General features: G+C 69.4%; 25 protein-coding genes. 8 read left to right on the forward strand and 17 right to left on the reverse strand.

Annotated elements, in window-relative coordinates; all coding sequences use genetic code 11:
- Window positions 1–120: 120 nt before the first annotated feature.
- Window positions 121–288 (forward strand): hypothetical protein, encoded by a 168-nt coding sequence (locus ADL15_RS52635; protein ID WP_157441150.1) that lies wholly within the window; start codon window positions 121–123, stop codon window positions 286–288.
- Between the two features lie 48 nt (window positions 289–336).
- Here the strand turns inward: ADL15_RS52635 and ADL15_RS04095 are convergent, their stop codons facing one another.
- Genes ADL15_RS04095 through ADL15_RS04105 form a run of 3 tightly spaced genes read right to left on the reverse strand, consistent with a single transcriptional unit; the run spans window position 337 to window position 3,421 of the window.
- Window positions 337–1,470, reverse strand: coding sequence for a sulfotransferase family protein (locus ADL15_RS04095; RefSeq protein WP_067685224.1), 1,134 nt, complete (start codon window positions 1,468–1,470; stop codon window positions 337–339).
- A 16-nt stretch (window positions 1,471–1,486) separates the two neighbouring features.
- Window positions 1,487–2,260, reverse strand: a complete 774-nt coding sequence (locus ADL15_RS04100) for an SDR family oxidoreductase (protein ID WP_067685225.1) — start codon at window positions 2,258–2,260, stop codon at window positions 1,487–1,489.
- A gap of 3 nt (window positions 2,261–2,263) precedes the next feature.
- A complete protein-coding gene (locus tag ADL15_RS04105) occupies window positions 2,264–3,421 on the reverse strand; it encodes a hypothetical protein (RefSeq protein ID WP_067685226.1) in 1,158 nt (385 codons plus the stop codon).
- 89 nt (window positions 3,422–3,510) lie between these two features.
- On the opposite strand from ADL15_RS04105, the gene ADL15_RS04110 reads away from it, so the two are divergent.
- Window positions 3,511–4,476 (forward strand): alcohol dehydrogenase catalytic domain-containing protein, encoded by a 966-nt coding sequence (locus tag ADL15_RS04110; protein ID WP_067685227.1) that lies wholly within the window; start codon window positions 3,511–3,513, stop codon window positions 4,474–4,476.
- Here ADL15_RS04110 and ADL15_RS04115 read toward each other — a convergent pair.
- The 3 genes from ADL15_RS04115 to ADL15_RS04125 form a co-directional block, all read right to left on the reverse strand.
- On the reverse strand, window positions 4,473–5,570 hold the full coding sequence (locus tag ADL15_RS04115) for an NAD(P)H-dependent flavin oxidoreductase (protein ID WP_067685228.1): 1,098 nt from the start codon (window positions 5,568–5,570) through the stop codon (window positions 4,473–4,475). The genes ADL15_RS04110 and ADL15_RS04115 overlap by 4 nt on opposite strands.
- A gap of 24 nt (window positions 5,571–5,594) precedes the next feature.
- Entirely contained in the window at window positions 5,595–6,008 is a 414-nt protein-coding gene (locus tag ADL15_RS04120) for a hypothetical protein (protein WP_157441151.1), read from the reverse strand.
- A 100-nt stretch (window positions 6,009–6,108) separates the two neighbouring features.
- Window positions 6,109–7,707 carry an acyl-CoA synthetase gene (locus tag ADL15_RS04125; RefSeq protein WP_067685230.1) on the reverse strand — a complete coding sequence of 533 codons (1,599 nt, stop codon included), beginning with the start codon at window positions 7,705–7,707 and terminating at the stop codon, window positions 6,109–6,111.
- Window positions 7,708–7,768: 61 nt separating this feature from the next.
- On the opposite strand from ADL15_RS04125, the gene ADL15_RS04130 reads away from it, so the two are divergent.
- The gene (locus tag ADL15_RS04130; protein WP_067685231.1) at window positions 7,769–8,548 is read left to right on the forward strand and encodes a crotonase/enoyl-CoA hydratase family protein; all 780 of its coding nucleotides are present in this window, start codon (window positions 7,769–7,771) and stop codon (window positions 8,546–8,548) included.
- Between the two features lie 4 nt (window positions 8,549–8,552).
- On the opposite strand, the gene ADL15_RS04135 is transcribed toward ADL15_RS04130, so the two are convergent.
- Window positions 8,553–10,565, reverse strand: a complete 2,013-nt coding sequence (locus ADL15_RS04135) for a M6 family metalloprotease domain-containing protein (protein ID WP_067685232.1) — start codon at window positions 10,563–10,565, stop codon at window positions 8,553–8,555.
- Between the two features lie 105 nt (window positions 10,566–10,670).
- Here ADL15_RS04135 and ADL15_RS04140 point away from each other — a divergent pair, with 105 nt between their 5' ends.
- Window positions 10,671–11,426 carry a SecDF P1 head subdomain-containing protein gene (locus ADL15_RS04140; protein WP_157441152.1) on the forward strand — a complete coding sequence of 252 codons (756 nt, stop codon included), beginning with the start codon at window positions 10,671–10,673 and terminating at the stop codon, window positions 11,424–11,426.
- On the opposite strand, the gene ADL15_RS04145 is transcribed toward ADL15_RS04140, so the two are convergent.
- Window positions 11,427–12,947 (reverse strand): acyl-CoA synthetase, encoded by a 1,521-nt coding sequence (locus ADL15_RS04145; protein WP_067685388.1) that lies wholly within the window; start codon window positions 12,945–12,947, stop codon window positions 11,427–11,429. It abuts the gene before it with no gap.
- Window positions 12,948–13,036: 89 nt separating this feature from the next.
- Between ADL15_RS04145 and ADL15_RS04150 the strand changes: the two genes are divergently transcribed.
- Genes ADL15_RS04150 through ADL15_RS04160 form a run of 3 tightly spaced genes read left to right on the forward strand, consistent with a single transcriptional unit; the run spans window position 13,037 to window position 16,181 of the window.
- Entirely contained in the window at window positions 13,037–13,984 is a 948-nt protein-coding gene (locus ADL15_RS04150; RefSeq protein WP_232343886.1) for a Zn-ribbon domain-containing OB-fold protein, read from the forward strand.
- On the forward strand, window positions 13,981–15,036 hold the full coding sequence (locus tag ADL15_RS04155; RefSeq protein WP_067685235.1) for a thiolase domain-containing protein: 1,056 nt from the start codon (window positions 13,981–13,983) through the stop codon (window positions 15,034–15,036). Before ADL15_RS04150 ends, ADL15_RS04155 begins: the two co-directional genes overlap by 4 nt.
- Window positions 15,033–16,181, forward strand: a complete 1,149-nt coding sequence (locus ADL15_RS04160) for a thiolase domain-containing protein (RefSeq protein WP_157441153.1) — start codon at window positions 15,033–15,035, stop codon at window positions 16,179–16,181. The genes ADL15_RS04155 and ADL15_RS04160 overlap by 4 nt, the downstream gene beginning before the upstream one ends.
- On the opposite strand, the gene ADL15_RS04165 is transcribed toward ADL15_RS04160, so the two are convergent.
- The 5 genes from ADL15_RS04165 to ADL15_RS04185 form a co-directional block, all read right to left on the reverse strand.
- On the reverse strand, window positions 16,168–16,776 hold the full coding sequence (locus ADL15_RS04165) for a hypothetical protein (RefSeq protein WP_067685237.1): 609 nt from the start codon (window positions 16,774–16,776) through the stop codon (window positions 16,168–16,170). The genes ADL15_RS04160 and ADL15_RS04165 overlap by 14 nt on opposite strands.
- Before the next feature lie 78 nt (window positions 16,777–16,854).
- Window positions 16,855–17,244, reverse strand: coding sequence for a hypothetical protein (locus ADL15_RS04170; protein ID WP_067685238.1), 390 nt, complete (start codon window positions 17,242–17,244; stop codon window positions 16,855–16,857).
- Between the two features lie 4 nt (window positions 17,245–17,248).
- Window positions 17,249–17,884, reverse strand: coding sequence for a Fic family protein (locus tag ADL15_RS53945; RefSeq protein ID WP_198170514.1), 636 nt, complete (start codon window positions 17,882–17,884; stop codon window positions 17,249–17,251).
- Entirely contained in the window at window positions 17,877–19,034 is a 1,158-nt protein-coding gene (locus ADL15_RS04180) for a hypothetical protein (protein WP_067685239.1), read from the reverse strand. The genes ADL15_RS53945 and ADL15_RS04180 overlap by 8 nt, the downstream gene beginning before the upstream one ends.
- A 559-nt stretch (window positions 19,035–19,593) precedes the next feature.
- On the reverse strand, window positions 19,594–20,802 hold the full coding sequence (locus ADL15_RS04185) for a cytochrome P450 (protein WP_067685240.1): 1,209 nt from the start codon (window positions 20,800–20,802) through the stop codon (window positions 19,594–19,596).
- 108 nt (window positions 20,803–20,910) lie between these two features.
- On the opposite strand from ADL15_RS04185, the gene ADL15_RS04190 reads away from it, so the two are divergent.
- Window positions 20,911–22,026 carry a steroid 3-ketoacyl-CoA thiolase gene (locus tag ADL15_RS04190; RefSeq protein WP_067685241.1) on the forward strand — a complete coding sequence of 372 codons (1,116 nt, stop codon included), beginning with the start codon at window positions 20,911–20,913 and terminating at the stop codon, window positions 22,024–22,026.
- Window positions 22,027–22,396: 370 nt separating this feature from the next.
- On the opposite strand, the gene ADL15_RS04195 is transcribed toward ADL15_RS04190, so the two are convergent.
- From ADL15_RS04195 to ADL15_RS51015, 4 genes are all read right to left on the reverse strand, one after another.
- Window positions 22,397–22,666: a hypothetical protein gene (locus tag ADL15_RS04195; RefSeq protein ID WP_067685242.1), complete on the reverse strand. Its 270-nt coding sequence runs from the start codon at window positions 22,664–22,666 to the stop codon at window positions 22,397–22,399.
- A 340-nt stretch (window positions 22,667–23,006) separates the two neighbouring features.
- Entirely contained in the window at window positions 23,007–24,089 is a 1,083-nt protein-coding gene (locus tag ADL15_RS51010) for a toll/interleukin-1 receptor domain-containing protein (protein WP_198170516.1), read from the reverse strand.
- A 56-nt stretch (window positions 24,090–24,145) separates the two neighbouring features.
- Entirely contained in the window at window positions 24,146–25,012 is an 867-nt protein-coding gene (locus ADL15_RS52640) for a macro domain-containing protein (protein ID WP_157441154.1), read from the reverse strand.
- Window positions 25,009–25,527, reverse strand: a complete 519-nt coding sequence (locus tag ADL15_RS51015) for a TIR domain-containing protein (RefSeq protein WP_083970886.1) — start codon at window positions 25,525–25,527, stop codon at window positions 25,009–25,011. Before ADL15_RS51015 ends, ADL15_RS52640 begins: the two co-directional genes overlap by 4 nt.
- Window positions 25,528–25,836: the final 309 nt, after the last annotated feature.

The following is a 25,836-nucleotide window of genomic DNA, read 5'->3' on the forward strand; positions in this document are numbered from 1 at the left end:
TGACGGTTCCGCGACCTCTGCGGCCGGGTGAGCGATGCGTGACTCCGTGTCCATTCCGAACAATAACGAATTGGTGATGGCGGGCGACCCGAACGGACAGTTTCGTGTACCGTTCCTGCCATGTTTGATTTCGAGTACGAGTCCGATTTGCACATCCAAAGCGCACCCCGCTGGGGCCGAATAGGATCGCTGTCCGGCACGGTCTTCGCCATGGTCGGCGTCGCCCTCGCCGCCATGACGGTGCCGACCTTTGCACTGGTCTGGGCTCTCCAGCTCGCCGGAAGCTGACCTCGGCAGGTAGCGGATCCACACTCGATCGGTCACCATCGGTAACAATTAAATCGCGTCGCGGAATGCGGTTTGGACATCCATGGCGGTCAGACCGAAGTCGGCCAGGTCGTAATGGTGAGCCGGACCACTTCGCTCGGCCTGCAATGACACCATCACGCTGCGTGCCATCGGAGTCAGTGGCGTACCCAAGCGGTGATAAACGACCTCGACCACCCCGATCGGGTCGGCCACGAAATCGTCGTAGTCGACGTCGATGAAGTGCGCCGGATCGTGCCGCGCCCGGTCGGCCGTGAACCGCCGCAACCCGCGCGACCACAGCGCGAGCTGCGCCCGTCCGAGCACCTCGCCGCGGAACGCCGTGGACCACCCGGCGCACGCCTGCGCGTTGAGGCTGCACACCGAGGCGATCACGGTCTGCGGAGCGCGATGCGTCTGGATCACCACGGCGTCCGGGTAGGCGGCCAGCAGTGCGTCCAGCGCGAACAGGTGGCTGGGGTTCTTCAGCACCCAGCGCCGCTCCGCGTCGTGCAGGCCGATCAGCTGCAGGTTGCGCCGATGCCGGCGGTAGGCGTCAGTCCAGTCCCGGCCCGCCAGCCACGCCGCATAACCCGGGATGTGGGCCAGGCACTCGAACGACACCGACATCATCGACTGCCGCAGCAGCCGCCAGCACTCCTCGACCTGGTCAGCCGCCGTGTAGTGCGCACCCGTGAACGCCGGATTCTCCGCGTTGTGCCGCTGATAGCCGTCCTGCAGCACCGCATAGACCGGGTTCTCCGCCCAGCTCTCCCGCGGCGGGCGCGGCTGCGGCGCCTCGGTCAGCCACAACTCCAGCCCCTGATGAGCCGGGTCGGCGGCGAGCAGCCGGTGCAGCGCGGTCGTCCCGGTGCGCGGCAGCCCGGTCACGAACACCGGCCGCGTCACCGGCACCGCGGCATGCTCCGGAAACTGCTTCCACGCCGCCTCACTGAGCAGCCGCGACACCAGCGCCGCACGCACCAAAGCCCTGCTCACCTTGCTGCCGACCGGGGTCAGGACCGCCTCTTTCCGGTACGACCCGAGCAGCACCTCCAGCCCTTCCCGATAGTCGTCGACGCCGAAGTCGTCGAGTCCGGTCAGGCGGGCCGCCGAGGCATGCAGATCGTCGAGCGTGCCGACGTCGGTGCGCGCGCTACGCATGCTCACCCCCCCGAGCTCAGTGGTGGAACTCGCCGCAGTTGACGTCGAGGCACTGGCCGGTGATGCCCCGGGCCAGTCCGGAGAGCAGGAACAGCGCGGCGTCGGCCACCTCGTCGGGCTCGGGCAGCCGGCGCAGATCGGTTCCGGCGGCGATCTCGTCGTAGATCTGCTGGGGCGGCACCTCGCGCTGGGTGGCCTGGTAGTCAAACCACATGCGCAGGCTGTCCGCCCAGATCCAGCCGGGCGCCACCGAGTTGACCCGCACACCTTTCGGTCCGAGCTCGCTCGCCAGGTTCTGCGCGACCGCGAGCAACCCGGCCTTGGCGAGCTTGTACGGCCCGAACGGGTGCCGGGAGTGCCGCAGCACCGCCGAGTTGACCATCACGACCGCGCCGCCGGACTCGACCAGGGCCGGTGTCAGCAGCCGGGTCAGGCGCAGCGCGGCGAGCACGTTGACGTCGAAACTCGCCCGCAGGTCGTCCAGGTCGACCTTGCCGAGGGCGCGCATCGGCGGCATCACGAACGCGTTGGTGACCAGCCCGTCCACCCGGCCGAACCGGTCGAGCGCGGCCCGCATGAGCGCGGCACTGGCGTCGTCGTCGGTGAGATCGGTGGGCACCACCAGGGCGTGACGGCCGGCCGCGGTCACCTTCCCGGCCACCTCGGCCAGGAAGGACTCGGTGCGCGCGGCGAGCACCACGTCGGCGCCGTGCTGAGCGGCCCGCACCGCGAGCGCCTGGCCCAGGCCGGGACCGACCCCGGCGACCAGCACGACCTTGTCGGCGAGCACGGCTCAGCCCAGCATCCGGGCCGCGGTGGCGACCTGCCGGGCGGCGATCCGCTCGTGCCACGCCGCCGGGTCGATCGGATCGTAGTAGGGCAGCTGTTTGGGCAGGTCGTCGACCGCGATCACGTCCACCCGGGGGCCGTCCGCCTCGGTCAGCGCGCGGGACAGTCGTTGCCAGCGCAGTTGCACATAGCCCCGGTCGTGGCCGGTGCGCTCGATCCAGTTGGCGACGCCCGGGTCACGTTCGCTGATCACATACCGAATGGTGCCGTCCGGGTCGACCTGTGCCTGCGGGACGGTGAGGCTGGTCTGGTGGTTGGCGTAGTCCATCGAGACATACCACATCGTGCCGAGCTGGAGGCCCTGGTAGGGGGCGTCGGCGACCGGGACGGTGACGACCATGGCCTGGTCGTCGGCGAGCTGGTAGTGGCCGACCGAGGAATACTGCGTGGCCAGGCCGCCCGGGGTCAGCCGTGGCGGGGTGAGCGTGTTGACCGGCAGGTTCAGGTAGAAGCGCTCGGCGAAGGCCAGGAACGTGCGGATCCGGCCGACCAGCATCTTGCCGGCCACTTCGTACCGTCGGATTTGCCTCTCGGTCGTCAGCGGCGCGGGTGTGGCGCCGAGACGGTCGGCACGGTGGATGCGGAGCATGCCGGGTTGCTCGCTGGCCCAGTCGCTGAACACCTCGCGCACCACGAGCATGGCCGAGCCGGGCTCGAGCGGGAACGTGTTGCGGCCGCTCAGGCCCGGTCCGAAACGGATCTCGAAGCTGCCGTCGGCGGCGACGTCGAACGCCCGGTCGTCGAAGGCGGCGAGGCTGCCGGGGACGGTCACCGGCGAATACGACCCGTCGAGGATCTGGAAGCTCAGATCGGCGGTGCCGCCACGACGGCCGGTCACCACATATTCCGCGTCGTCGCGGAGCCACGCGTGGAAGTAGAGCGTGTCGGGATTGTCCAGCCCCATCTTGGTGTGTGGGCCGGTCGATCGTACGAAATAGGGAAAATCGCGGTCGTAAGCCCACGCCATCTGGATCGAGGCGCGGATGCCGCCCGCCAGGTAGTCATAGCCCTCGATCAGGTCTTGCTCGCCACGGACGTGCGGCGCCTCGGCGATGACGCGCTCGGCCAGCGCGATGGCCTCGGCGAACGGATCGGTAAGCACGGCTTATGCTAGAACGCGTTCTAGATTCGGGTCAACTTCTGTTCGCTGACAGCTTGACCCACGATGGAACGTGTTTCACTCTGAGGCGCATGCGCGCCTATCGGATGACCGGCTGGGGGAACCCGCCGGAGCAGTGCGAGGTGGCCGAGCCGACGCCCGGGCCGGGGCAGATGCTGATCCGGGTCGCCGGGTGCGGGCTGTGCCGCTCGGACCTGACCATGCGGCAGATTCCGCGGGTGGCCGGCGAGCGGCTCGGCTGGCGGATGCCGTTCACGCTGGGCCACGAGACGGCCGGCTGGCTGACCGACGGGACGCCGGTGGCGCTGGTCTCCCCCACCTCGTGCGGCGTCTGCCGGCTCTGCGTGCGCGGACGGGACAACGCCTGCCCGGACGGCCGGGCCGGGCGCGGGTACGGCCGGGACGGCGGGCTGGCCGAGTATGTGGTGGCCGACCGGCGCAGCGTGGTGCCGCTGGGTGAGCTGGATCCGCGGTATGCCGGGCCACTGACCGACGCGGGCGCCACGGCCTATCACGCGGTGCGGCGGGCCCGCGGGCATCTGGCGCCGGGGAGCACCGCGGTGGTGGTGGGCGCGGGTGGGCTGGGCGCTTTCGCGGTGCAGTTCTTGCGGATTCTGACCGCGGCCCGGGTGGTGGCCGTGGATGTCTCCGCCGAGCGCCGGGCCTATGCGGCGTCGGTGGGCGCTCATGAGGCGACGTCCGCGTTGGGCGAGAAGGCGGACGCCGTGCTCGACTTCGTGGGCACCGACGAGACGATCGCCGCCGGGGTCGCGGCGGTCCGGCCCGGCGGGGCGTTCGGGTTGATCGGCTCGGCCGGCGGGCGCCTGGAGCGGCCCTGGTTCGGGACGCTGCCCGCCGACGGCGAGGTGTTCACGTTCCAGGGGTCCTCGATCGCCGACGCGCAGGAGGTGATCGCGCTGGCGGCGGCCGGGCTGATCCGCAATCAGGTGCAGGAGTTCCCGTTCGAGAAGGCCGGCGAGGCATATGAGCAGCTCGCCGCGGGCACGCTGACCGGCCGGGCGGTGGTCCTGCTCTAGCCGGCCAGCTTGCCCAGGCGGGACAACGTCTCGTCGGCCTCGGCCACCAGCTCGGCGAGGACGTCCGCGACCGGGCGGACCTCGTTCATCCGGCCGACGATCTGGCCGACCGGCATCGGCACCACGGTCGGGTCGCCCGACTCCATCAGCCGGGTGTGGGCCTCGGCCACCAGCAGGTTCTGCAGCGGCATCGGCAGCGGCACCGGCGCCTGCTCGGCGGACCAGGCGTCGGTCCAGCGGTTGCGCAGCAGCCGGGCCGGCTTGCCGGAGTAGATCCGGCTGCGGACCGTGTCGGACGACCGGGCCTTGAGCAGCGCCTCACGCAGTGCCGGGGTGCTCCGATACTCCGTGGTACCGAGCCACACCGAGCCCATCCAGACGCCACGGGCGCCGAGCGCGAGCGCCGCCGCGACCTGCCGGCCGCTGCCGATCCCGCCGGCGGCCAGCACCGGCACACCCTCACCCACCGCGTCGACCACCTCCGGTACGAGCACCATGCTGGCGATCTCCCCGGTGTGCCCGCCGGCCTCATACCCCTGCGCCACCACGATGTCGACGCCGCTCGCCACGTGACCGCGGGCGTGGTCGGCCCGGCCGGCCAGCGCGGCGACCAGCACACCACGCTCGTGCGCCTGGGCGGTCACGTCCGGCGGTGGCGGCCCCAGCGCGTTGGCGATCAGCCGGACCGGGTGGCGCAGCGCCACCTCCACGTGCGAGCGGGCCACCGAGTGCAGCCAGCCGAGCACACCGGCCCGCTGCGCGGCGTCGACGCCCAACGGGGGCACGCCGAGGCGCAGCAGGGTCCGCTCGACGAAGTCACGATGCCCGGCCGGGATCAGCCGATCGAGGTCGGCGGCGACACCCTCGGCCGGCTCGTGACTGGGCATGACGACGTCCACACCGTACGGAAAACCCTGGGTTTGATCGTCGAGCCAGGTCAGAACCTCGTCTAGCTCGGTGGCGTCGTTGAATCGCACGCAGCCGAGCACACCGAGCCCACCGGCCCGGCTGATCGCCGCCACCACCTGCTCCGACGGGCTGAACCCGACCACCGGGTGCTCGATCCCCAGCCGCTCGCACAGCTCAGTCCGCATGACTCACCTTCTTCCTGACGACCTTCACCGGTTGCCTCGGCCGAGGAACCAGGTCGACCGGTTCTGCGGGATCACACCGGCCCAGCGCAGCGACGCAAGATCGAGATCGCTCAGCTGGCCGACGTCGCCATCGGCCCTGACGAGGTCCTTCATGGCGCGGAAAGCGATGTCCGAGGCGATCAGTTCGCGTTCGTCACCCCGGATGGTGCGGCCCGCCAGCAGCTTCTCGACGACCTGCGCTTCCAGCAGGAGTTCGCGGTGCTCGGCCTCGATCGCCCGGCTCCGGGTTACCGCGGCGCGGCGGGCTGATCGCACGGCGGCGTCGGCCAGCAGCTCCCGCATCCAGGGTGGCGGCTCCTCGGCAAGCGATCGCCAGGCCCGGGCCTGCTCAACGGTCAGGGGTTGTGTGGTCCCGGCGGCGCGCATGGCGGACGCCACCGCGGTGACCTTGAGGCCCAGCGCCTGAGCGACCGCCACGGGGCAGAGGGCACGGTCCGCCTGCTTCGCGGGCGTGAGAGGTTTCCTGGTCATCGTCTCGCTAGCCGTCGGTGGCGGGGTGGTCGGTGGCGTGCTGGTGGGCCCAGCGGTAGTCGGCCTTGCCGCTGATCGTGCGGTGGATCTCGTCGACCAGCCAGACCGAGCGGGGCACCTTGTAGCCGGCGATCTGCTCGCGCAAGTGCTCCTCGACGCCGGGCAGGTCGATTTTGGCGCCGGGGCGGGTCTGGACCAGCGCGGCGACCCGCTGGCCGAGCCGCTCGTCCGGCAGGCCGATGACCAGGGCGTCGAAGACATCCGGGTGGTTCTTCAGGGCGCCCTCGACCTCCTCCGGGAAGACCTTCTCGCCGCCGGTGTTGACGCAGGTGTTGCCCCGGCCGAGCAGGGTGACGGTGCCGTCCTGCTCGAGCCGGGCGAAATCGCCGGGGAACGCGTAGCGCACGCCGTCGACGTCGGCGAGCAGGGCGGCGGTCTTCTCCGGGTCGTTGTAGTAGCCGAGCGGGAGGTGGCCGCTCTTAGCGAGCCGGCCGACCTCACCGGGTGACACCGGCCGGTTGTCGTCGCCGAGCACCACGGTCTGCGGGCCGGGCATCACCCGCGGGTCCTCGACCGCGCCGCCGGGCACGTCGGCGACCACGCCGATCCCGGTGAAGCCGGTCTCGGAGGCGCCGATCGCGTCGGTGACGAGCACGTTCGGCAGCAGGTCGAGATAGAGCCGCTTGACCGCCGGGGAGAACAGCGCGCCGCTGGAGGAGACCGCGCCGATCGAGGAGCCGTCGTAGTCGCCGGCCGCGTACGCCTCGATCAGCGGGCGGGCCATCGCGTCGCCGATCAGCACCACCACATTGACGCGGCGCCGGTCGATGGTGCGCCAGACCTCGTCCGCGTCGAAGTGCGGCAGCATCACCACGGTGTCGCCGGCGAACAGCGCCATCAGCGCGGCCCACTGCGCGTTGCCGTGGATCAGCGGGGCCAGGCAGAGCCGGACCATGCCGTCCGCGCCGGCCCCGCGCCGGGACTGCTGCCACTCGTCCTCGAGGGGGATGCCGGTCATGAAGTCGACGCCGCCGCCGAGGGCGCGCCACACGTCCTCGTGCCGCCAGAGGACGCCTTTCGGATAGCCGGTGGTGCCGCCGGTGTAGAGCAGGTAGATGTCGTCGGCGAAGCGCTCGCCGAAGTCGCGGGCCGGGTCGCCGGCGGCCAGCGCGTCCGCATAGGTGACGGCGTCGGTGCCGGCATCGGAGTCGTCCGGCAGCACCACCACGGTGTGCAGGGAAGGTACCGAGGGCAGCACGGCCGCGACCCGGGGTGCGAAACGGCGGTCGTGGATCAGGGCCGCGGGCTCGGCGTCGGCGAACAGGAATTGCAACTCGTTCTCGACATACCGGAAGTTGACGTTGACGACCGCGGCGCGCAGCTTGTAGACGGCGATCATCGCGACCACGGCCTCGATCGAGTTGCCCGCGTACAGACCGACCCGGTCACCTGGCAGCACACCACGATCTTGCAGGAAGTGCGACAGGCGATTGGCGCGCTCCTCCAGCTCGGCGTAGCTGATCTCCTGCTCGCCGAAGCACACCGCGGTCCGCGGCCCGAACGCGTCGACCGCGTGCTCGAACAGGTCTGCGATATTTGCCGCCATCCCCAGAAAGTAGAACCTGTTATCGTTCGTGACAAGCCCGGGAATTGACGCAGGAGGCACAATGGAGGCGCACGCCCTCGTCGAGCAACACGGACCGATCCTGGTCGTGACGATGAACCGGCCGCAGGTCCGCAACGCGCTGTCGGCCGAGATGATGGCCATCATGCGCGACGCCTGGGACCGGGTCGACGAGGATCCGGCGATCCGGGTCGCGGTGCTGACCGGGGCCGGCGGGGCGTTCTGCGCGGGCGCCGACCTGCGGGCGATGACCGCGTCGCACCCGGGTGACACCTTCGACGGCGCCGACCTGTCCCGCATCGACGCGCTGCTCAAGGGGCGCCGGTTGAGCAAACCCCTGGTGGCCGCGGTGGAAGGCCCGGCGGTCGCCGGCGGCACCGAGATCCTGCAGGCCACCGACGTGCGGGTGGCCGGGCAGAGCGCGCGGTTCGCGGTGTCCGAGGCGCGCTGGGGGCTGTTCCCGCTGGGTGGCTCGGCGGTGCGGCTGGTGCGGCAGATCCCGTACACGATCGCGGTGGACATGCTGGTCACCGGCCGCCAGCTGAGCGCCGCCGAGGCCCGCGACGCCGGTCTGATCGGTCACGTGGTGCCCGACGGGCAGGCGCTCGGCAAGGCCATGGAGCTGGCCGGGGCGATCGCCGCGAACGGGCCGGTCGCCGTGCAGGCCATCCTGCGGACCATCCGGGAGACCGAGGGCCTGGCCGAGACGGACGCGTTCGCGGTCGAGTCGAAGATCGGGATGGCGGTGTTCCGCAGCGACGACGCCAAGGAGGGCCCGCGCGCCTTCATCGAGAAGCGCGCCCCCGAGTTCCGGGGGCGCTGACCCCTCAGCGTCGTGCCGTGCAGGTGACAGTGGTCGTGGCGGCCGGGTTGCTCTCCGAGCTGATCGTGACGGCCACCCTCGAGGCGCCGTGCACCGCGACCTGCGCCGTGGCGGTCCGGCCGCCCGGCACGGCGACGACGGCGCGCGGCACGCTCGCGCCGGGCGCCGCGACGCGCAGGACGTCGTCGCCACGGCCGGTGTTGCGGACCGGGATGTCGCAGCGCGCCCACCCGGACCTGTCGAGGCGGGCGGACGCCGAGTGGGCCTTCACCCCGCGGGCCGACGGCCCGGCGCCGTCCAGCGAGCGCACCGCCACCTGGTACGACAGCACGCCGTCGCGGTCCCGCTTCCGGTCGAGCACGTAGAAGTGCAGCCGGTTGGCGGCGTCCACGTACTCGAACTCGCTGCCCGAGCCGGTCCCGGCGTGGAACAGCGCGTCGGAGAGCTGCCGGTAGTCACCGATGGTCATCTTCTGCGGAGTGCCGTCCGGCAGCACGAAGTCGACCTTGTCGATGTCCTGCGGGTTGGCGTCGACGGTCCAGATGAACGGCGCGTTGTCGGCGTTCTTGGTCTTGGCCAGCAGCACCCCGGAGTCGGGGGTGAACGAGTCGAAGCCCATCCGGTCGACCACCTCGAGGGTGTAGTTGTCGTACTTGCCGCCGTCGCAGTACGGATCGGTCGCGGTGTCACACGCGGGCGCCTTGTCGCCGCCGTCCAGGGTCACGTTGATCCCGGCAAGCCGCCGCCCGCCCGGGTCCACCTCGCGCGCGGTCACCCGGGTCACCACGACGCCGGAGCCGGCCAGGGCGTCACGGGACAGCTTCAGCACCGCCGCGTCGTCGACGATGCCGAGTTTGATCTTGTTCCGCAGCATGTGCTGCGCGCCCATCGACGATCCCGCGGTGCCCGGGATCAACCACCGGCTGTGCGGGCCGCCGGGCCCGTTGAACGTGCCCCGGCTCAGCATCTCCCACGGGCCGCTGTAGTCGCGGCGGGCCGGGACGCTGTACGGGTTGTTGTAGTTGTCGCCGACGCCGAGGATGTGGCTGAACTCGTGCGCGTAGGTCGACATGCCCGAGCTCTCCGCCTGCAGCGAGCTGCCCGACGCGGCGTTCGGCCAGATGTTCGCCGAGGCCTGCCAGGAGGTCCACTCGACGTAGCGGGTCGCGTTCCAGTTCGGCAGCGCCTCGTCCGGCGGGCCGAACTCGTCGGTGACGTCCGCCTTGGTGGTGAACTTCATCTGGCCGAACTCCTGCCAGGTCGCCGACTCGTCCTGCCCGGCGGACAGGAAGAACACGAAATCGTACGAGGCGGCCTCCTGCTCGCCGACCGCGGCGATCCAGGCGGCCCGCGCGTCGGCACGCAGGTCACGGCCGCACACGTCGCCGGCCGGGCAGCCCTGGCCGCGCTGCATGGAGGACTCGATGCCGTAGTCGTGGCTGGCGTGCGGCATCCGGTAGACGCCGTACGCGCTCAGGTCGATGCCGTACCGCCCGTTCGAGTCCTCCATCCAGTACTCGTGGATGGTGTGGCCGCGGTTGAGCGTGCCCGGCGTGTTGAGGAAGTCCCGGTAGAACGCCGGCACCTCGGCACGGTCCAGGTTCTGCACGCCGGACGGGTTGCCGTAGATCGTGGAGTTCGCCGGCTGGGTGACCACGAACGGCTGGTTCGGGTAGTCGACGAGCACGAGCGCGCCGTTGAAGGTCCGTTCCGAGCCGCGTACCGCCGGATCCGCCCAGTCGGTGCCGGGCACTTTCCGGTAGTCCGACCAGGTCATCGTGTCGGGCAGCTCGTAGCGCTGCGGATCGACCGGCTGCGGCGCGCCGGCCAGCCCGGCCGGGGCGGCCACCTCGTCGCGCTGCCACGGCTGGGTCTGCGGCCAGTGCCGCGCCCGCCACGGCGTCTCCGGGTCACCGGCACCGGGCGGTGCGGCGCCGGCCGGTGTCACGGCGAGCGCACCGGTCACCGTCAGCACCACAGTGGACACGACCGCGACCAGACCTCGCACCGTCACCATCCCGCCATCCTGACAGGACCATCGATTCTTATCAATCAACACGCAGTGGTGCCGCTGATCTACGCTGCGTACGGCTCGATCCGCTGACCTGAGGTGGTAAACGACATGGCGCAGTCAGGAAGCAGCGAAGTCGCGGTGTGGCGGGCGGTCGTGCTCGGCGGGGCGGCGGGCACGGCGATCGGCCTGATCGGGAAGATCCCGGTGCTCGGCCTGGTGGCCGGCCTGGTCAGTGTGATCGGCGTGGTGGGGCTCCTGATCGCTCAGCGCACCCCGGCACGCTCCGCCCACCTGACCGCGAGCGATCGGCCCGCGCCCGAGGCGTCGCCGGGCCGGCCGGCGCGGAGGTGGGTGTGGGTCGTCGCCGCCGTCGTGGTGGCGGCAGCAGCCGCATTGCTGCTGGTCCGGCCGTGGCAGGACGACCAGTCGGCCGAGCCGCAGGCAGCCCGGGAACCGCTGGGCTTCTACCTGGTGCAGGGCATCACCCCGGGCGCCTGCGCGCCGAACGCGACGGCACCGCAGTACACCACGACCGACGGCAGTGGCTGCCTGACCGTGTCGGCCGAGGGCGGGTTCACGGTGCGGCAACTGGACGAGGTCCAGGTGCAGGACCAATCCGACCAGGGCAACGGCTGGGCGGTGTCGGTGACCTTCGCCGACCAGGACACCGCCCGCTTCACCGACCTGACCCGGCGGGCGAGCGCGCTGCCCGAGCCGCGCAACCAGCTCGCGATCGTGCTGGGCACCCGCGTGCTCAGCAACCCGACAGTGCTCGAACCGCTGACCGGCGCCACGGCAGTGATCACGACCCAGCTGGATCAGGCCGGTGCCCGCACCCTGGCCGGCGAGCTGGGCGCCCGCTGATCAGATGGCGCGCTCGCGGCCGGCCCAGTAGGGGTCGCGCAGCAGGCGTTTGTAGAGCTTGCCGTTCGGGTCGCGGGGCAGCTCCTCGGTGTAGTCGATGCTGCGCGGCAGCTTGAACTTGGCCAGCCGCTCGGTCAGGAAGGCCAGCAGCTCGACGGTCAGCTCGGGGCCGGCCCGCGCACCCGGCGCCGGCTGCACCACGGCCTTGATCTGCTCACCCCACTCGTCGTGCGGGACACCGAAGACCGCGACGTCGGCGACGGCCGGGTGCCCGGCCAGCTCGTTCTCGATCTCGGCCGGGTAGACGTTCACCCCGCCCGTGATGATCACGTCGCTCTTGCGGTCGCAGAGGTAGAGGTAGCCGGCGTCGTCGAGATAGCCGATGTCGCCGACGGTGAACATCCGGCCGCGCCAGGACTCGCGGGTCTTGTCGGCGTCGCCGAGGTATTCGAACGTGGCGTCGCCCATCTGCAGATAGACCGTGCCGGGCCGGCCCACCGGAGAGTCCGCGCCGTCGGCGTCGAGCACCCGCACCCGGGAACCGGGCCAGGCCTGCCCGACCGAGCCGGGCCGTTTCAGCCAGTCGGCCGCGGTGATCAGGGTGCCGCCGCCCTCACTGGCCGCGTAATACTCCACCACCACCGGGCCCCACCAGTCGAGCATCCGCCGCTTGACCTCCTGCGGGCACGGGGCGGCGCCATGGATCATCACGCGCATCGAACTCAGGTCGTAACCGTCGCGCACCGGCGCGGGCAGGGCCAGCAACCGGCGGAACTGGGTCGGCACCATGTGACTGTGCGTGACCCGGTGCCGCTCGATGAGCCGCAACATCTCCCGCGGATCCCAGCCGTCCATCACCACGACCGGGTGCCCGAACTGCAGCGAGATGACGGCAAAATTCATCACGGCCGTGTGATAGAGCGGTGAGCAGCACAGATGCACGTGCCCATCCCACGGCGCAAGCCCGAAAAGCCCAAAAAACCACAAAGACACCGGGGGTACGACGTCAGGGTCGGCTCCGGTCAACGGGCGGCGCACGCCCTTGGGCCGCCCCGACGTGCCGGAGGTGTAGACCATCAGCGCCCCGGCCGTACGCGGCTCGGGCCGGCCCTGGCCCGCGCCGATGGCGGCGATCTCCCCCACCGCGAAGAAGACCGGCACCCCCGTGGCCTCGGCCGCGGGCACCGCCGCCGCCGCGAACCGCTCGTGGGCGATGAACGCCTTGGCGCCGCTGTCGCGCAGGATGTAGGTGATCTCGGCGGCCGTCAGGTGCCAGTTCAGCGGCACCGAATAGAGCCCGGTCTGCAGCGTCGCGAACTCGACGGCCAGCAGGTCGGCGCCGTTGGGCAGCAGCATCGCCACGGTGTCGCCCGGGACGAGGCCGAGCTGCTGCAGGCCACGCCCGATCCGGTCGGCCTCGGCGGCCAACTCGCCATAGGTCACCACGCGGCCGTCCGGGTCGACGACCGCGGTCCGCTGCGGGCTCCGACCCGCGATCGTCCACAGCCCGATGTCGGTCATGCCGCCCACTCTATAACGCGTTCCAGTCATCGAACAGGCGTCCACCACAGGCCTTGATGCGCCGACTTAGAACGTGTTTCACTGGTCGCGTGACCGCTCCGCCGCTCTCCGCCCCGCTGAACATCAGCTTCGACTACACCCGCTCGCTCGGCCCGGTGCTGGGCCCGTTCATGACCGGCCTGCGCGACCGGCGGGTGCTCGGCAACCGCACCGCGGACGGCCGGGTGCACGTGCCGCCGCTGGAATACGACCCGGCGACCCACGCCCCGGTGACCGACCTGGTCGAGGTGCGGCCCACCGGCACCGTGACGAGCTGGACGTGGACCGATCGGCCGCTCGACGGGCAGCCCCTCGACCGGCCGTTCGGCTGGGCGCTGATCCGGCTCGACGGCGCCGACACCGCCCTGCTGCACGCCGTCGACGCGGGCGCCCGCGAGCGGATGCACACCGGCATGCGGGTCCGGATCCGCTGGGCCTCCGAACGCACCGGGCACATCCGCGACATCGCGTGCTTCGAGCCCGGCGCGGACTCGGCTGATCGTGCGGAAGGAGACGGCGAGCCCGTCACGATCATGACGACGCCGATCCGGCTGTCCTACACCCACACCACCTCCGAGGACGAGAGCCGCTACCTGCGGGCATTGGCCGAGGGACGACTGCTCGGGCAACGCTGCCCGGTCTGCCGCAAGGTCTACGTGCCGCCGCGCGTCTGCCCCGCCGACGGGGTGCCCACCGAGGAGGAGGTGACCGTCCGCGACCACGGCACGGTCACCACGTTCTGCGTGGTCAACGTCCCGTTCGCCGGGCAGCGGCTCGACCCGCCCTATGTCGTCGCGCAGATCCTGCTGGACGGCGCGGACATCCCGATCCCGCACCTGATCCTCGGGCTGCCCGCCGACCGGGTGCGGATGGGCATGCGGGTGGCGGCGGTCTGGCGCGACCCGGCGAGCTGGACGACCAGCCCGGAGAACATCGAGCACTTCCGCCCGACCGGCGAGCCGGACTCGCCCTACGAGTCTTATCAGGAGCATCTATGAGTACGCCGGAGGTGGCGGTCGTCGGGTTCGCCCAGGCGCCGTGCCTGCCGTCGGCCGGCACGACCAGCGGCGTCGAGACCCTGGTGCCGGTCTTCCGGCGGGCGCTGGCCGAGGCCGGGCTCGACCGGCGCGACGTGGACTTCTGGTGCTCCGGCTCGTCCGACTACCTGGCCGGGCGGGCGTTCTCGTTCGTCAACGCGGTCGACGCGATCGGGGCGTACCCGCCGATCTGCGAGTCGCACGTGGAGATGGACGCGGCGTGGGCGTTCTACGAGGCATACGTGAAGATCCTGGCCGGGGAGGCGCAGACCGCTGTGGTGTACGGGTTCGGCAAGGCGTCCGCCGGAGTCCTGCGCCGGGTGCTCGCGCTGCAGCTCGACCCGTATGTGGCCGCGCCGCTCTGGCCCGACTCGGTGAGCGTGGCGGCGCTGCAGGCCCGGTGCGCGCTCGACGGCGGGATCGTCACGGAACGGGCGATGGCTGAAGTGGCCGTGCGGAGCCGGGCGGACGCGGCCGGCAATCCGTACGCTCAAGTGTTCGGTGATTTTGATGTTGATGCTCTTCTCGCGGAGAGCTATGTGGCTGATCCGCTGCGGGTGCACGACTGCGCGCCGGTCTCGGACGGGGCGGCCGCGCTGGTGCTCGCGGGTGGTGACCGGGCGCGACAGCATCCGCGACGTGCGTGGATCAGCGGGGTGGCGCATCGGGTTGATCCGCCGGGGCTCGGTGAGCGGGATCTGACCCTGGTGCCGTCGGCGACCGCCGCGGGTGAGGCGGCCGGTCTGCGCGGAGATCTCGACGTGATCGAGTTGCATGCTCCGTTCACCCATCAGGAGCTGCTGTTGCGGGCGGCGTTGGGGGTGGGCGAGCAGGTCCGGATCAATCCGTCCGGTGGTGCGTTGTGCGGCAATCCGATGTTCTCGGCGGGGCTGGCGCGGATCGGTGCGGCGGCTGAGGAAGTGATGTCCGGGCGGGCGCGGCGGGCGGCCGGGCATGCGACGAGCGGGCCGGCGCTGCAGCAGAATCTGGTGTGCGTTCTGGAGGCTTCGTGATGCTTGCGGCCGTGCTCGGAACCGGACAGACACAGCACCGCACGCGGCGGACCGACGTGTCGATGGCGGGGTTGTGCCGCGAGGCGATCGATCGGGCTCTCATCGACGCCGGTGTCGAGTGGCCACAGATCGACGCGGTCGTGGTGGGCAAGGCGCCCGACCTGTTCGAGGGCGTGATGATGCCCGAGCTGTTCCTGGCCTCGTCGCTCGGCGCGGTCGGGCGGCCGCTGCTGCGGGTGCACACGGCGGGTTCGGTGGGCGGTGCCACCGCGAACGTGGCGGCCACCCTGGTCCGCGCCGGGGTGCATCGGCGGGTCCTTGCCGTCGCGTTCGAGAAGCAGTCCGAGTCGAACGCGATGTGGGCGCTGTCGATCCAGCCGCCGTTCACCGCGCCGATCGGGGCCGGGGCGGGCGGGTATTTCGCGCCGCACATCCGCTCCTACATCCGGCGGTCGCACGCGCCGGGCCACATCGGGGCGCTGGTCGCGGTCAAGGATCGGCGCAACGGGGCGCTCAACCCCTACGCCCACCTGCGGCAACCCGACATCACCCTGGAATCGGTGCAAGCGTCGGCGATGCTGTGGGACCCGGTGCGGTACGACGAGACCTGCCCGTCCTCGGACGGCGCGTGCGCCATGGTGATCGGGGATCAGGCAGCGGCCGAGGCGTCCGATCGGCCGGTCGCGTGGATCCGGGCGACGGCGATGCGGACCGAGCCGACGTTCTTCGCGGGCAAGGACCACGTGAACCCGCGAGCCGGTTTCGAGGCCGCGCAGGCGCTGTGGCAGGCGGCGGGGATCAGCGACCCACTCGAGGAGATCGACGTGGCGGAGATCTACGTGCCGTTCTCCTGGTTCGAGCCGATGTGGCTGGAGAATCTCGGCTTCGCCGAGGCCGGGCACGGGTGGAAGCTGGTCGAGGCGGGCGAGACCCGGATCGGCGGGCGGCTGCCGGTCAACCCGTCGGGCGGGGTGCTCTGTTCGAACCCGATCGGCGCGTCCGGGATGTTGCGGTTCGCGGAGGCGGCCATGCAGGTCATGGGGCGGGCCGGGGAGCATCAGGTGAAGGGGGCGCGGGTGGCGCTGGGTCACGCGTACGGAGGAGGCTCCCAGTTCTTCCAGATGTGGGTGGTCAGCAGTTCCTGAACGGGAAGGCGCCGTCCGGAAGCTCTCGGTGCGTCAGCCGGGTATGTCCCTCATCGCCCGGGACGACCGGGTCGTTCGACAGCCCGGTCACATTCGCACCGTTGTAGACATGCAGATCGCGGCCGGCGAACTGGATCCACAAACCCTGGATGAACCAGCCCTTCACCTCGTCCATCGGCAACTCGCCGGTGAGGTCCGACTCTCCGTCGAAGTACGGGCTCTCGGTCACCGCCCAGCCGGTGAGGACACGGCCGGCCACGTCAACAACCGGGTGGGACGAACGCCATTCGTGGGGCTGGCCGACGAGAAGGGGCGGCGTTTCCAGGTCGATCGTGTTCCACGTGATCGACAGGGACTCCCAGCCCTCCCAGGCGAGCTCCAACTGAACACCGTCGTCGAACACCAGCACCAGCGGGAGGACCGGTTGCCACAGTTCCCGGATCGGATCCCAGCCGGTCCAGCCGGCCCGCACCCGCCGGCCCATCAGCGCGAGCAGGCCGACGCGCTGGGCGCGCAACTGCGCCGGTGCGGGGAGGAAATCGGAGCGCCATCCGGACATGGCCAGGTCCTGGCGCCGACCCTGTTCCTTGGTCAAGAAGACTCCTCATCTGTGCATTTCCGGTCCTCGCGGGCCCGCGAGGTGGTGCTGGAGTTCGGAGCTTGGAGCGCGCCGTCACTCGGCTCGCTCGGCCTTCTCGTGGCGGCGGACCATCAGGGTCGTCTCCACCACCAGCGTGACGATCATCAGTGCGGTCGCGACGATCACCGTGAGCAGCCCGACCGTCATCGTCAACGCGCCGGGACCACTCCCCAGCGTGTCGATCCGCGTCGACAGATCCGCCGGCCCGCCCGGGCAGGAGGTCGTGCCGCACGAGCGGGCCGAATCCGACGGCGACAGCATCTGGATCGCTCCGAGCAGGACCACGGCGATCGCTCCGGCCGGGGCGAGCCCGGCGAACCACATCCGCGCCCGGCGGCTCGCCCACCACAGGGCCGTCCAGGCCACCACGAGCAGCACCGGGAGAGTTGCGTACCGCCACGGCAGGTCGAAGAAAAAGCCCACAACCTCAACCCCTTTCCGGTACGAATCGGAGCCGGCGGCGGTGGCTGGCGGTGGCGATGCCGTGGACCAGGCGGGCGAGGGCTGCCGCACCGTCCGGGTCGTCGGCGCGGCGGATGGTGGTGAGGATCGGGTGGACCTCGTCGAGTTCGATTCCCGCGCGCAGCAGGACGGCGTGCAGGACCAGGCCGGCCAGGCGGGCGTTGCCGTCGTCGTACGGATGGAAGAACGCGACGTCGAGATAGGCCCGGGCCGCGCGGGCGGTCGCCGGGATCGCCGGGTCGGTGGACTCCGCCAGGCAGGAGGCGTAGCGCTGCTGGGTGTCGGCGTGTAATCCGTAACGGTCACGGCCGTTCTTGGCGAACGCCGGGCCCCGACGGAACGTGACGGCCGGGAGGCCGCGCAGCGCGGCATTCCACTGGGCCGTGCGGGCCGGGGTCAGGGCGACGCCGGTTGCTGCCGCGGAGCGCACGTCGGCGTACGCGGTGAGCAGCAGCGTCTGCCGCTGCCGATCCTCGCCGATCGTGGCGTGGGCGGTGAATCCGTCGCGGACGGCGGGAATCGGGGTCGGCAGGTGCGGGACCACGTCGTGCCACGGCACCTGCTCGCGGACCTGCTGCCAGGTGGTGAGCTGGTCAGGCACCGGCCACCTGCCCGGCGACCCGCTCGGCCACCGAGGCGACGACCTCCCGGCTCGGCTCGGTCCAACTCTCGAACCGACCGCCGATCGCGTGGTCGAGCAGCTTCTTGTGCTCGGCAGGGGCGATGCCGGCCGCCTCGAGGAACCAGCGCAAAACCGTGGTGCAGCAGTTGTACCAGGCGGAGTCATAGTCGGTGCGGTCGCCGACGGCGGTCACCAGGTGGGCTACCGCGCGTTCCCAGCCGTCCAGGTCACCGGCGGGCAGCGGGAGGAACCGGTCGAACCGGTCGGCGGTGTCCACCAGCCAGTCGTCCCACTCGACCAGCGAGGCGACGATGGCGGCAGCGGTTGCCTCCGGGGTGGTGACCGAGTGCGAGAAGCAGCACCAGTTGCCGACCGGGCCGCCGTCGAGGTCGCCTTCGCCGACCGACCAGCGCCAGCCGACCGCCCATTGTCCGTACCGTTGAAGGAAACCGGCCGACACGGACTCCAGCCACAGATCCCGCAGCCGCCAGTCGGCGCCCTCCGCCGGGATGGTCTCGGCCGTGACCAGCGCGGCGACCGCGGCCGGCACCGTCGCCGGGTCGAAAGCCCGGCCTCGCGGATCGACGTCCGCCCAGCTCAGGCTCGCCGGGTGCGGAATGCTGCGGGTGAAGCGACCGGGGCGGGATCGGCCGATGCCGGGCGCCTTCACGGCCCGCCAGGCCACCGGGTCGCCGGTGCTGTCGGTGCCGGCCGGCGCGGCCGCGGCGAACCGGCCGCGGGCGTCGGTGGCGAGTTCGACGGTCAGCTCGTGCCAGGCCACCACGGCTGCGGCCAGGCGGTCGAGGGTCTCGGCCGGCGTGGTGATCGGCAGCTCGACGTCCCACCAGATCGGGATGACGCCTCGGCCCGGGTAGTCCTCCATCACCACCGTGTTCCGCCAGCCGACGACCCAGTCGCCGAGGCGTTCGACAAGGACCTGCGTCATCCGGTCCCGCCAGAAATCGGCGAGCCGCCAGTCGGTGCCGGCCGGCGGGATCTCGGCAGCCGGCGGCAACGACCGCACCAGCGCGGCCACCGCAGCCGGCTCGAAATCGGGGCGGCCGGCGGGATCGACGTCACGCCAGGTCAGCTGGTGGAACTGGGGCAGACGGACACGGTCAGTGGTCAATGTTTGATGGCCTTCCGGTGGGCAGCAGCACAGGATACGGGTCTGCCGCGTCCGCGCGTCACTGATTTTCCGGGGCCTTCTCGGGTGCGCGCCGGGCTACCGGACTCGAACCGGCTCATGCCTCCACGGAGCGAACCCCGCATCATGGGCAACATAACCTAATATGACGCACCCTTCCCATGTGCCTTTGCCCGGCGCGCAGCACAGGACGCTAGCTTATGGCCGGACGACATCGCTTCACGGGCCGGGCAGTTTTGCCGGTGGGGGTCCCTAGGGTGCGCGCGACAGTGCCCTGAGCAGAAAAGCCGACTTCTGATTCCGCTGATCGGAGACGACGGGCGGCGGGAGGACACGATCAGCGCCGACAGGGCTGCGGCAGGACACGATTGGTGCCGACGGGGCGGTAGGAATCCGCGGCCGGCGGGGTTGGGGGCGGCGGCAGGACGCGATCGCGTCCTGCGGACGTCTATCGCCCACCTGGGGGGCGGCAGACGTCCGCAAACAGACACCGCGGACCCGCACCGCCCCTGCGGCCGGGCGACCAGCGCCGACTCCGTTCTCAGCGGTAGTGGACCGGCAAGTGCTTGATGCTGTTGAGCCACCCCGACCGCAGCCGCTCCGGCGGGCCCGCCAGGCTGATCTCCGGCATCTGGTCGGCGATGGCGTTGAAGATCAGGTCGATCTCCAGGCGGGCCAGGTTCGCTCCCAGGCAGAAGTGGGCCCCGCTGCCGCCGAAGCCCAAATGCGGGTTGGGGCTGCGGGTGATGTCGAACCGGTCCGGGTGGTCGAAGACGTCCTCGTCGAAGTTCGCCGAGCCGTAGAAGAGCGCCACCCGATCGCCCTGCCGGATCTGCTGGCCACCCAGCGAGGTATCGCGCGTCGCGGTGCGCTGGAAGACGTTGACCGGGGTGCCCCAGCGGACGATCTCGTCGACCGCGGTCCGCGGGCGGGACTGTTTGAACGCCGCCCACTGGTCGGGGCGTTCGAGCAGGGCCAGCATGCCGTGCGAGATCGCGTTGCGGGTGGTCTCGTTGCCGGCGACGGCCAGGATCAGCACGAAGAAACCGAACTCGTCCGGGGACAGGTGCTCGCCGCCGATCTCGGCCTGGACCAACGTGGACACGATGTCGTCGCGCGGGCACGCCTGCCGGTCCTGCGCCATCGTCATGGCGTAACCGAGCAGCTCCATGGCCGGTTCGAGCGGGTCGGCGGCGCCACCGTACTCCGGGTCGTCGTAGCCGATCATCGAGTTGGACCACTCGAAGACGTTCTTGCGGTCCTCCTGGGGCACGCCGAGCAGCTCGGCGATCGCCTGCAGGGGCAGCTCGCAGGCGATCTCGGTGACGAAATCGCCGGTGTCACCACGGCCGGCGTCCTGCACGATCCGCTCGGCCCGGGTGGCCAGCGCCGCGCGCAAGCCGTTGATCGCGCGTGGGGTGAAGCCGCGGGACACGATCGCGCGCTGCTGGGTGTGCTGCGGCGGGTCCATGTTGAGCAGCACGTACCGTTGCATGTCGATCCGGTCGCGCGGCATGTCGGCCTGGAATCGGACGATAGCGGTGTTCTCCCAGCTCGAGAACGTCTCGCTGTCGCGGGACACGGCCATCACGTCGGCGTGCCGGGTCACCGCCCAGTAGCCCTCGTCGTCGAAGCCCGCACTGCCGCGCGCCTGCGGGATCCAGCACACCGGTGCGTTGCGGCGCATCTCGGCGAACTGCTCGTGCGGGATGCCGTGGACGTAGATCTCCGGGTCGGTGAGGTCGATCACGGTCCCTCCTCGGTAACAGGTTCTACCGATTCAAGCACGGCGGCGACGGCGATTGGTACGCCAACTGTGCTTAGATTCAAGAACACGTTCTAGTACGGGGAGGGCACCGTGGGCGTTCCGGTGATCGTCGAGGCGGTGCGGACTCCGATCGGTCGCCGCGGTGGCCTGCTGGCCGGGCTGCACCCCGCCGAGTTGCTCGGTGCGGCCCAGCGCGCGCTGCTCGACCGGGCCGCGCTCGACCCCACCCTCGTCGAGCAGGCCATCGGCGGCTGCGTCACCCAGGGTGGCGAGCAGTCGAACAACGTCACCCGCACCGCCTGGCTGCACGCCGGTCTGCCGCACACCACCGGCTGCGCGACCATCGACGCCCAGTGCGGCTCGGCACAGCACGCCGCCCACCTGATCGCCGGGTTGATCGCGGCCGACGCCATCGAGACCGGTGTCGCCTGCGGGGTCGAGTCGATGAGCCGCGTGCCGTTGCGGGCCAACCTCGGCGACGCCGGCCTCCCCCGCCCGGACGCCTGGGACATCGACCTGCCTAATCAGTACGTCGCGGCCGAACGGATCGCCGACCGCCGCGGGCTGACCCGCGAGGACCTGGACCGGTTCGGCGTGCGCTCGCAGGCCAACGCGGCCCGGGCGTGGCGGGAGGGGCGCTTCGACCGCGAGGTGGTGCCGGTCGGTGGCGCCGATCGTGATCAGGGGCTGCGCGACACCACGCTCGCCGGCCTGGCCGGGTTGCGTCCGGTGCTGGCCGACGGCCGGCACACTGCGGGCACCTCCTCGCAGATCTCCGACGGTGCCGCGGCGCTGCTGCTGATGGACGCCGATCGGGCCCGGCGCTCGGGTCTGCGGCCGCGCGCGCGGATCCTGGCGCAGTGCCTGATCGGCGCGGAGCCGTTCTATCACCTGGACGGCCCGATCGCCGCCACCGAGCGGGTGCTGGCCCGCACCGGCATGAAGATCGAGGACGTCGACGTGGTCGAGGTGAACGAGGCGTTCGCCAGCGTGGTGCTCTCCTGGCTGAGCGTGCACCAGGCCGACCCGGAGCGGGTCAACATCAACGGCGGCGCGATCGCTCTCGGTCATCCGGTGGGCAGCACCGGCGCACGGTTGATCACCACGGCGCTGCACGAGCTGGAGCGCTCCGGCGGCGGCACCGCGCTGGTCACCATGTGCGCCGGCGGCGCCATGTCCACGGCCACGATCATCGAGCGGATCTGACGGCTCCGGGCCGCTCCGGCTCGCGGTGGGCGACTGCTGTGATCGTACGATCAAAAGGTTTTGGCACCGACCGCGACCGTTCCGAGCTCGTCATCGGTTGTCACAACTGGCAATGAGCCCAGCACGCGACCGCGCGGTCCCGTGAGCCGGCTCCGCCGAAGACTCAAGTGCCGTTGACCTGCCTCTTATGCCTGAACGCGGACGCCGGGGTCCCCGGTGCCAGCACCGCACGCAGGGCCGCGAGCACGCGAGCCGCCACCTCGTCGCGGCAGTCATGGAAGCGCTGCGTCATCCGCAACAGCTGCTGTAACGGTTACCGCCGTGGGTGATGAGTTCTAGCGACATCCCATCGACGAAGGCGCACGGCTGATCACCACCCCAACGCCGGTACATCCGGTTCCGTGAGGACTCCCGCTACTGCCGCAGCGAACTGTTCGGGTTCGCCAAACGCACCTTTGCCCCGCTCGGTCACGCCCTGGCCGTCCGCGGCGCGATCGGCGACCCGCACGACGTCGTCCACCTGAGCCATGACGAGATCTTCGGGTACTTCGACGGAACCGGACCCGCCGAGCAGTTGCACGAGCTGATCCGGCTGCGACGCGGCGAGCACGAGCAGCCGGGCGCCGATCTGCCCATGCACTTCGCCACCGTGGGACCGGTCCGCGACAGCTTGCCGGAGATCGCCGCGGCCCCCGGCGGACGGCCGGGTAACTGGGCCGGGACTGCAAAGGGATCAAACGGACGTTCCGTGAGTGGCGTCTGCGAGTGACGCGCTCGGGCCTATGCGCAAACGGCTCAGCGCGAATCAGCGGGAAGCGATCGTGGAGAAGTCGCGGGCCGGCCCTGTCGTCGCGCGTGCTTGCCAAGCAGTACGGCGTCACCTCGAGCTGCATCAGGACGATCTTGATGAGGGAGCGGAAGAGGCGCGTCGTGGATGCTGACGCTTGAGACGGATCTTTGCCGCTCGAAGCTGTCCAAACCTATTCGAGCAGCCTGGTTTTAACGCGTTCTCCCTCACGCTCATGATTCTTAAGTGCTTCGTCATCAACGGTCAGCGTGAACATCAACTCAATGACAATGGGGTCGCCGGTGGCAAGCCTCTCCGGGAGACTGTCTGCAACAGCAACAATTTGGTCGATAAATTCTCGGATTTCGCGAAGCGGGGTATCAGTAAGGTGCGCAGCAGTCTCCATATATGGCGCTAGTTTACGGGAAACACCCGCACCACGTAGATTTGCAGCCATATCAATCAGGTCCTCGTAAACCTCTACGAAGCGCGTCGCGATGTGCTCAATGAGTGCTGGGTCGCCAGATTGGCCGAGCGGCCCAAAGGCACGTTCCTGGGCTTGGGTAGCGAGCATTTTCAAGATATTTGGGCCAAACGCCTGTAGATCATTGAAAACATTTCCGAGGAAATCAAATACCTCACGGTCATCGAAATGCTGACCGGTGCGGCGGGCGTAGCCCAACTCGTGGTCGCGCCATTTCGGCTCCAACGCCTCACGACGCTGCCAGAGCACACCCGCATACAGCAGGTACTCCCAGGCGGGTGGGCGCTGCGCTAGCAATTCGCGTTGTTGATCCGTCGTTCGCGGCACTCTCAGAACGGGTGGCTCAATGGTAGTCACGCCCGGTGTGACCGAGAGCTTCTGCTCGATTAATGATACGAGCTGTTCGGGCAACTTTCGCCGAGCATCAACGTACGCGACGGTCGGACGAAGCCCGGGGAGTTCGCTATCGTCGAGGCGAACCGGCAATAAGTAGGGGCCGATTTCTATAAGTGCTCGTGCCTGCACGCTCTGACGCTCGTGTCGCGTCCAAGTTTTGCTGACGTAGTGAGCCGATACGAACGCGACGGCGAAACGTGCGCGTTTTCTATAGACCTCGTCGAGAAGTACGTAAAGATCACTGCCCCACAACTCGGCAGCGGCGTACTCGTCGTAGAAGATCCGTATGTCTCGTTGTTTCAGCAGTTCGGCGACCTGCTGGACGTACGCACGGTCTTCCCCCGCGTAGGACAGTGCTACGTCGTAATCGAACGTCTGAGCAGCGGCGACCGTCACGCCAACTCCTTCGTACCGCAAGCGCCTTGAGCCTCAACCGCCTGTTCGCCTCGCACTTACTGCGCCTCCAGGAAGTCTGCGAGTTCTCGTAGGTCCATGTTCTCGGCGTCTTTCGGGTGAATCACAATCCGCAGGTGACTCGTTACGATCTGGGCCCGAGATGCAGTCAAGAACGATAGAAGAATCAAGCGCACGAGGTCGGGCCGGCTGATTTGACTGGAGAGCCGCGCGAGCCCGGAGCCGACAACAGGGATCGAGACGGGATCGCCTTGGCCGTTATTGCGTACAGCCTCCCATGCTGCGCACAGGCTTTGCCACAAGTCGGAAACGCTCCCTTGCGCCACGTTGTTGTTGCCCATGCGGGTATAAGCAACACAGAAGAAATGACGGTCAACGTCACCCAAAACGGCAACTGTGCCGACGGCATATCGATCGCGTTTACCGGCGGGCTTGTTGGCAGCGGTCTCTGTCGCTACGACCGTCGACCCGTGCAACGCCTTCTGGAGATCCTGGTCGAGTTTCGGCAGGTCATCTCCATAGACTCGGGTGAGAAGCTGCCCTTGGATTCCTCGCCTTTGGATGATGACTGGAGTTTCGGTATCGAACGTGTCGCTCATGCCGATAATAACATGGCCATCTTGTTCGAAGAGATCCCCTACGACGATGGAGATCTCCATGTCGGGATGGCTGAAACGGCGGCTATAGTGACGACGCGGGAGTGCGACCAAGACACCCCAGACAACGGGTACGCCGATGACCACCCACAAGTACCAGTTGGTCTGCTTCTTGGCCGCATCAGGGAAGAGGGCGGCGAGAAGGCCGGCGACGCCCGCTAGGAATCCCAGGCCAGCCAGAAAGGCAACTACCCAACGGCGGGAGGTGCGACGTGACAGCAGTGTCTTTTGAAATGCTTTGAGGTTCACAGGCCGAGCTTTTCGTAAATTGTAGCCTCGTAGTAAAAAGCGCCGGTTTTCGGAACCCTGGCGGCAAGGTTGGCGTAAAAATCCTCTACATGCTCGTCGAGTGCATATTGGACAATTTTGGGCTGAAAGGAAACGCTGGCGCTATATTGGGACACAAGCGTCGTCGGGATCTTGGCAGATTGCACCCTGCGTGATCCGTTGAGATTTACGAACACGACCGGCAGATTTAGCCTCGCAATGACTTCGATCTCGTAGTAGAGAAAGCTATTTGATCGCGCAGCCTTGGGTTTGGTGGTGTCACTGATCAGCACTACAGCTTGCTTGGTGTTCGCAAGGCGCTCACGCAGCCGACGTCGGATTGTGTCTGGCTGGCTGGTGTCGAGAGCGGTATTGATGCTGTGAGCATCCAGGAGGTCGAACTTTATATGCTCGTTGTCGCGCCAAGCCGTCATGAGCCGGTAGTAGTGAAGGTCCTCGCTGGCGAAAGCAACGTAAGTCTTGTTCCGATATGGCACGTTTGTCTTCTCCTGGACGCTATATCATACTTTAGCACTCAACGATGGTGACTGCTACCGGCTGCGTTTCGCGACCGATAGCGGAGTGGCAGAAGGCAGCACATCACCTCGCGCCCCTGATTCAAGATCACCGTCTGTAGTGGTGCCGCGCGGAGACGCTACTCCCGGGGTCCGACAGTGTTGGTGTTGTGGGCGCGACATACACGAAATCTGGCCGTTTGGCTTGATCGAATAGGCTGATCGAAGGAAAACGGCCAACCCGCGAGCCGATCGGCAGTCAAGGGTGTCGAGGTGCTGATTCAGAGGTCG

The sequence above is a fragment of the Actinoplanes awajinensis subsp. mycoplanecinus genome (genome assembly GCF_001509495.1).
GTDB lineage: Bacteria > Actinomycetota > Actinomycetes > Mycobacteriales > Micromonosporaceae > Actinoplanes > Actinoplanes palleronii.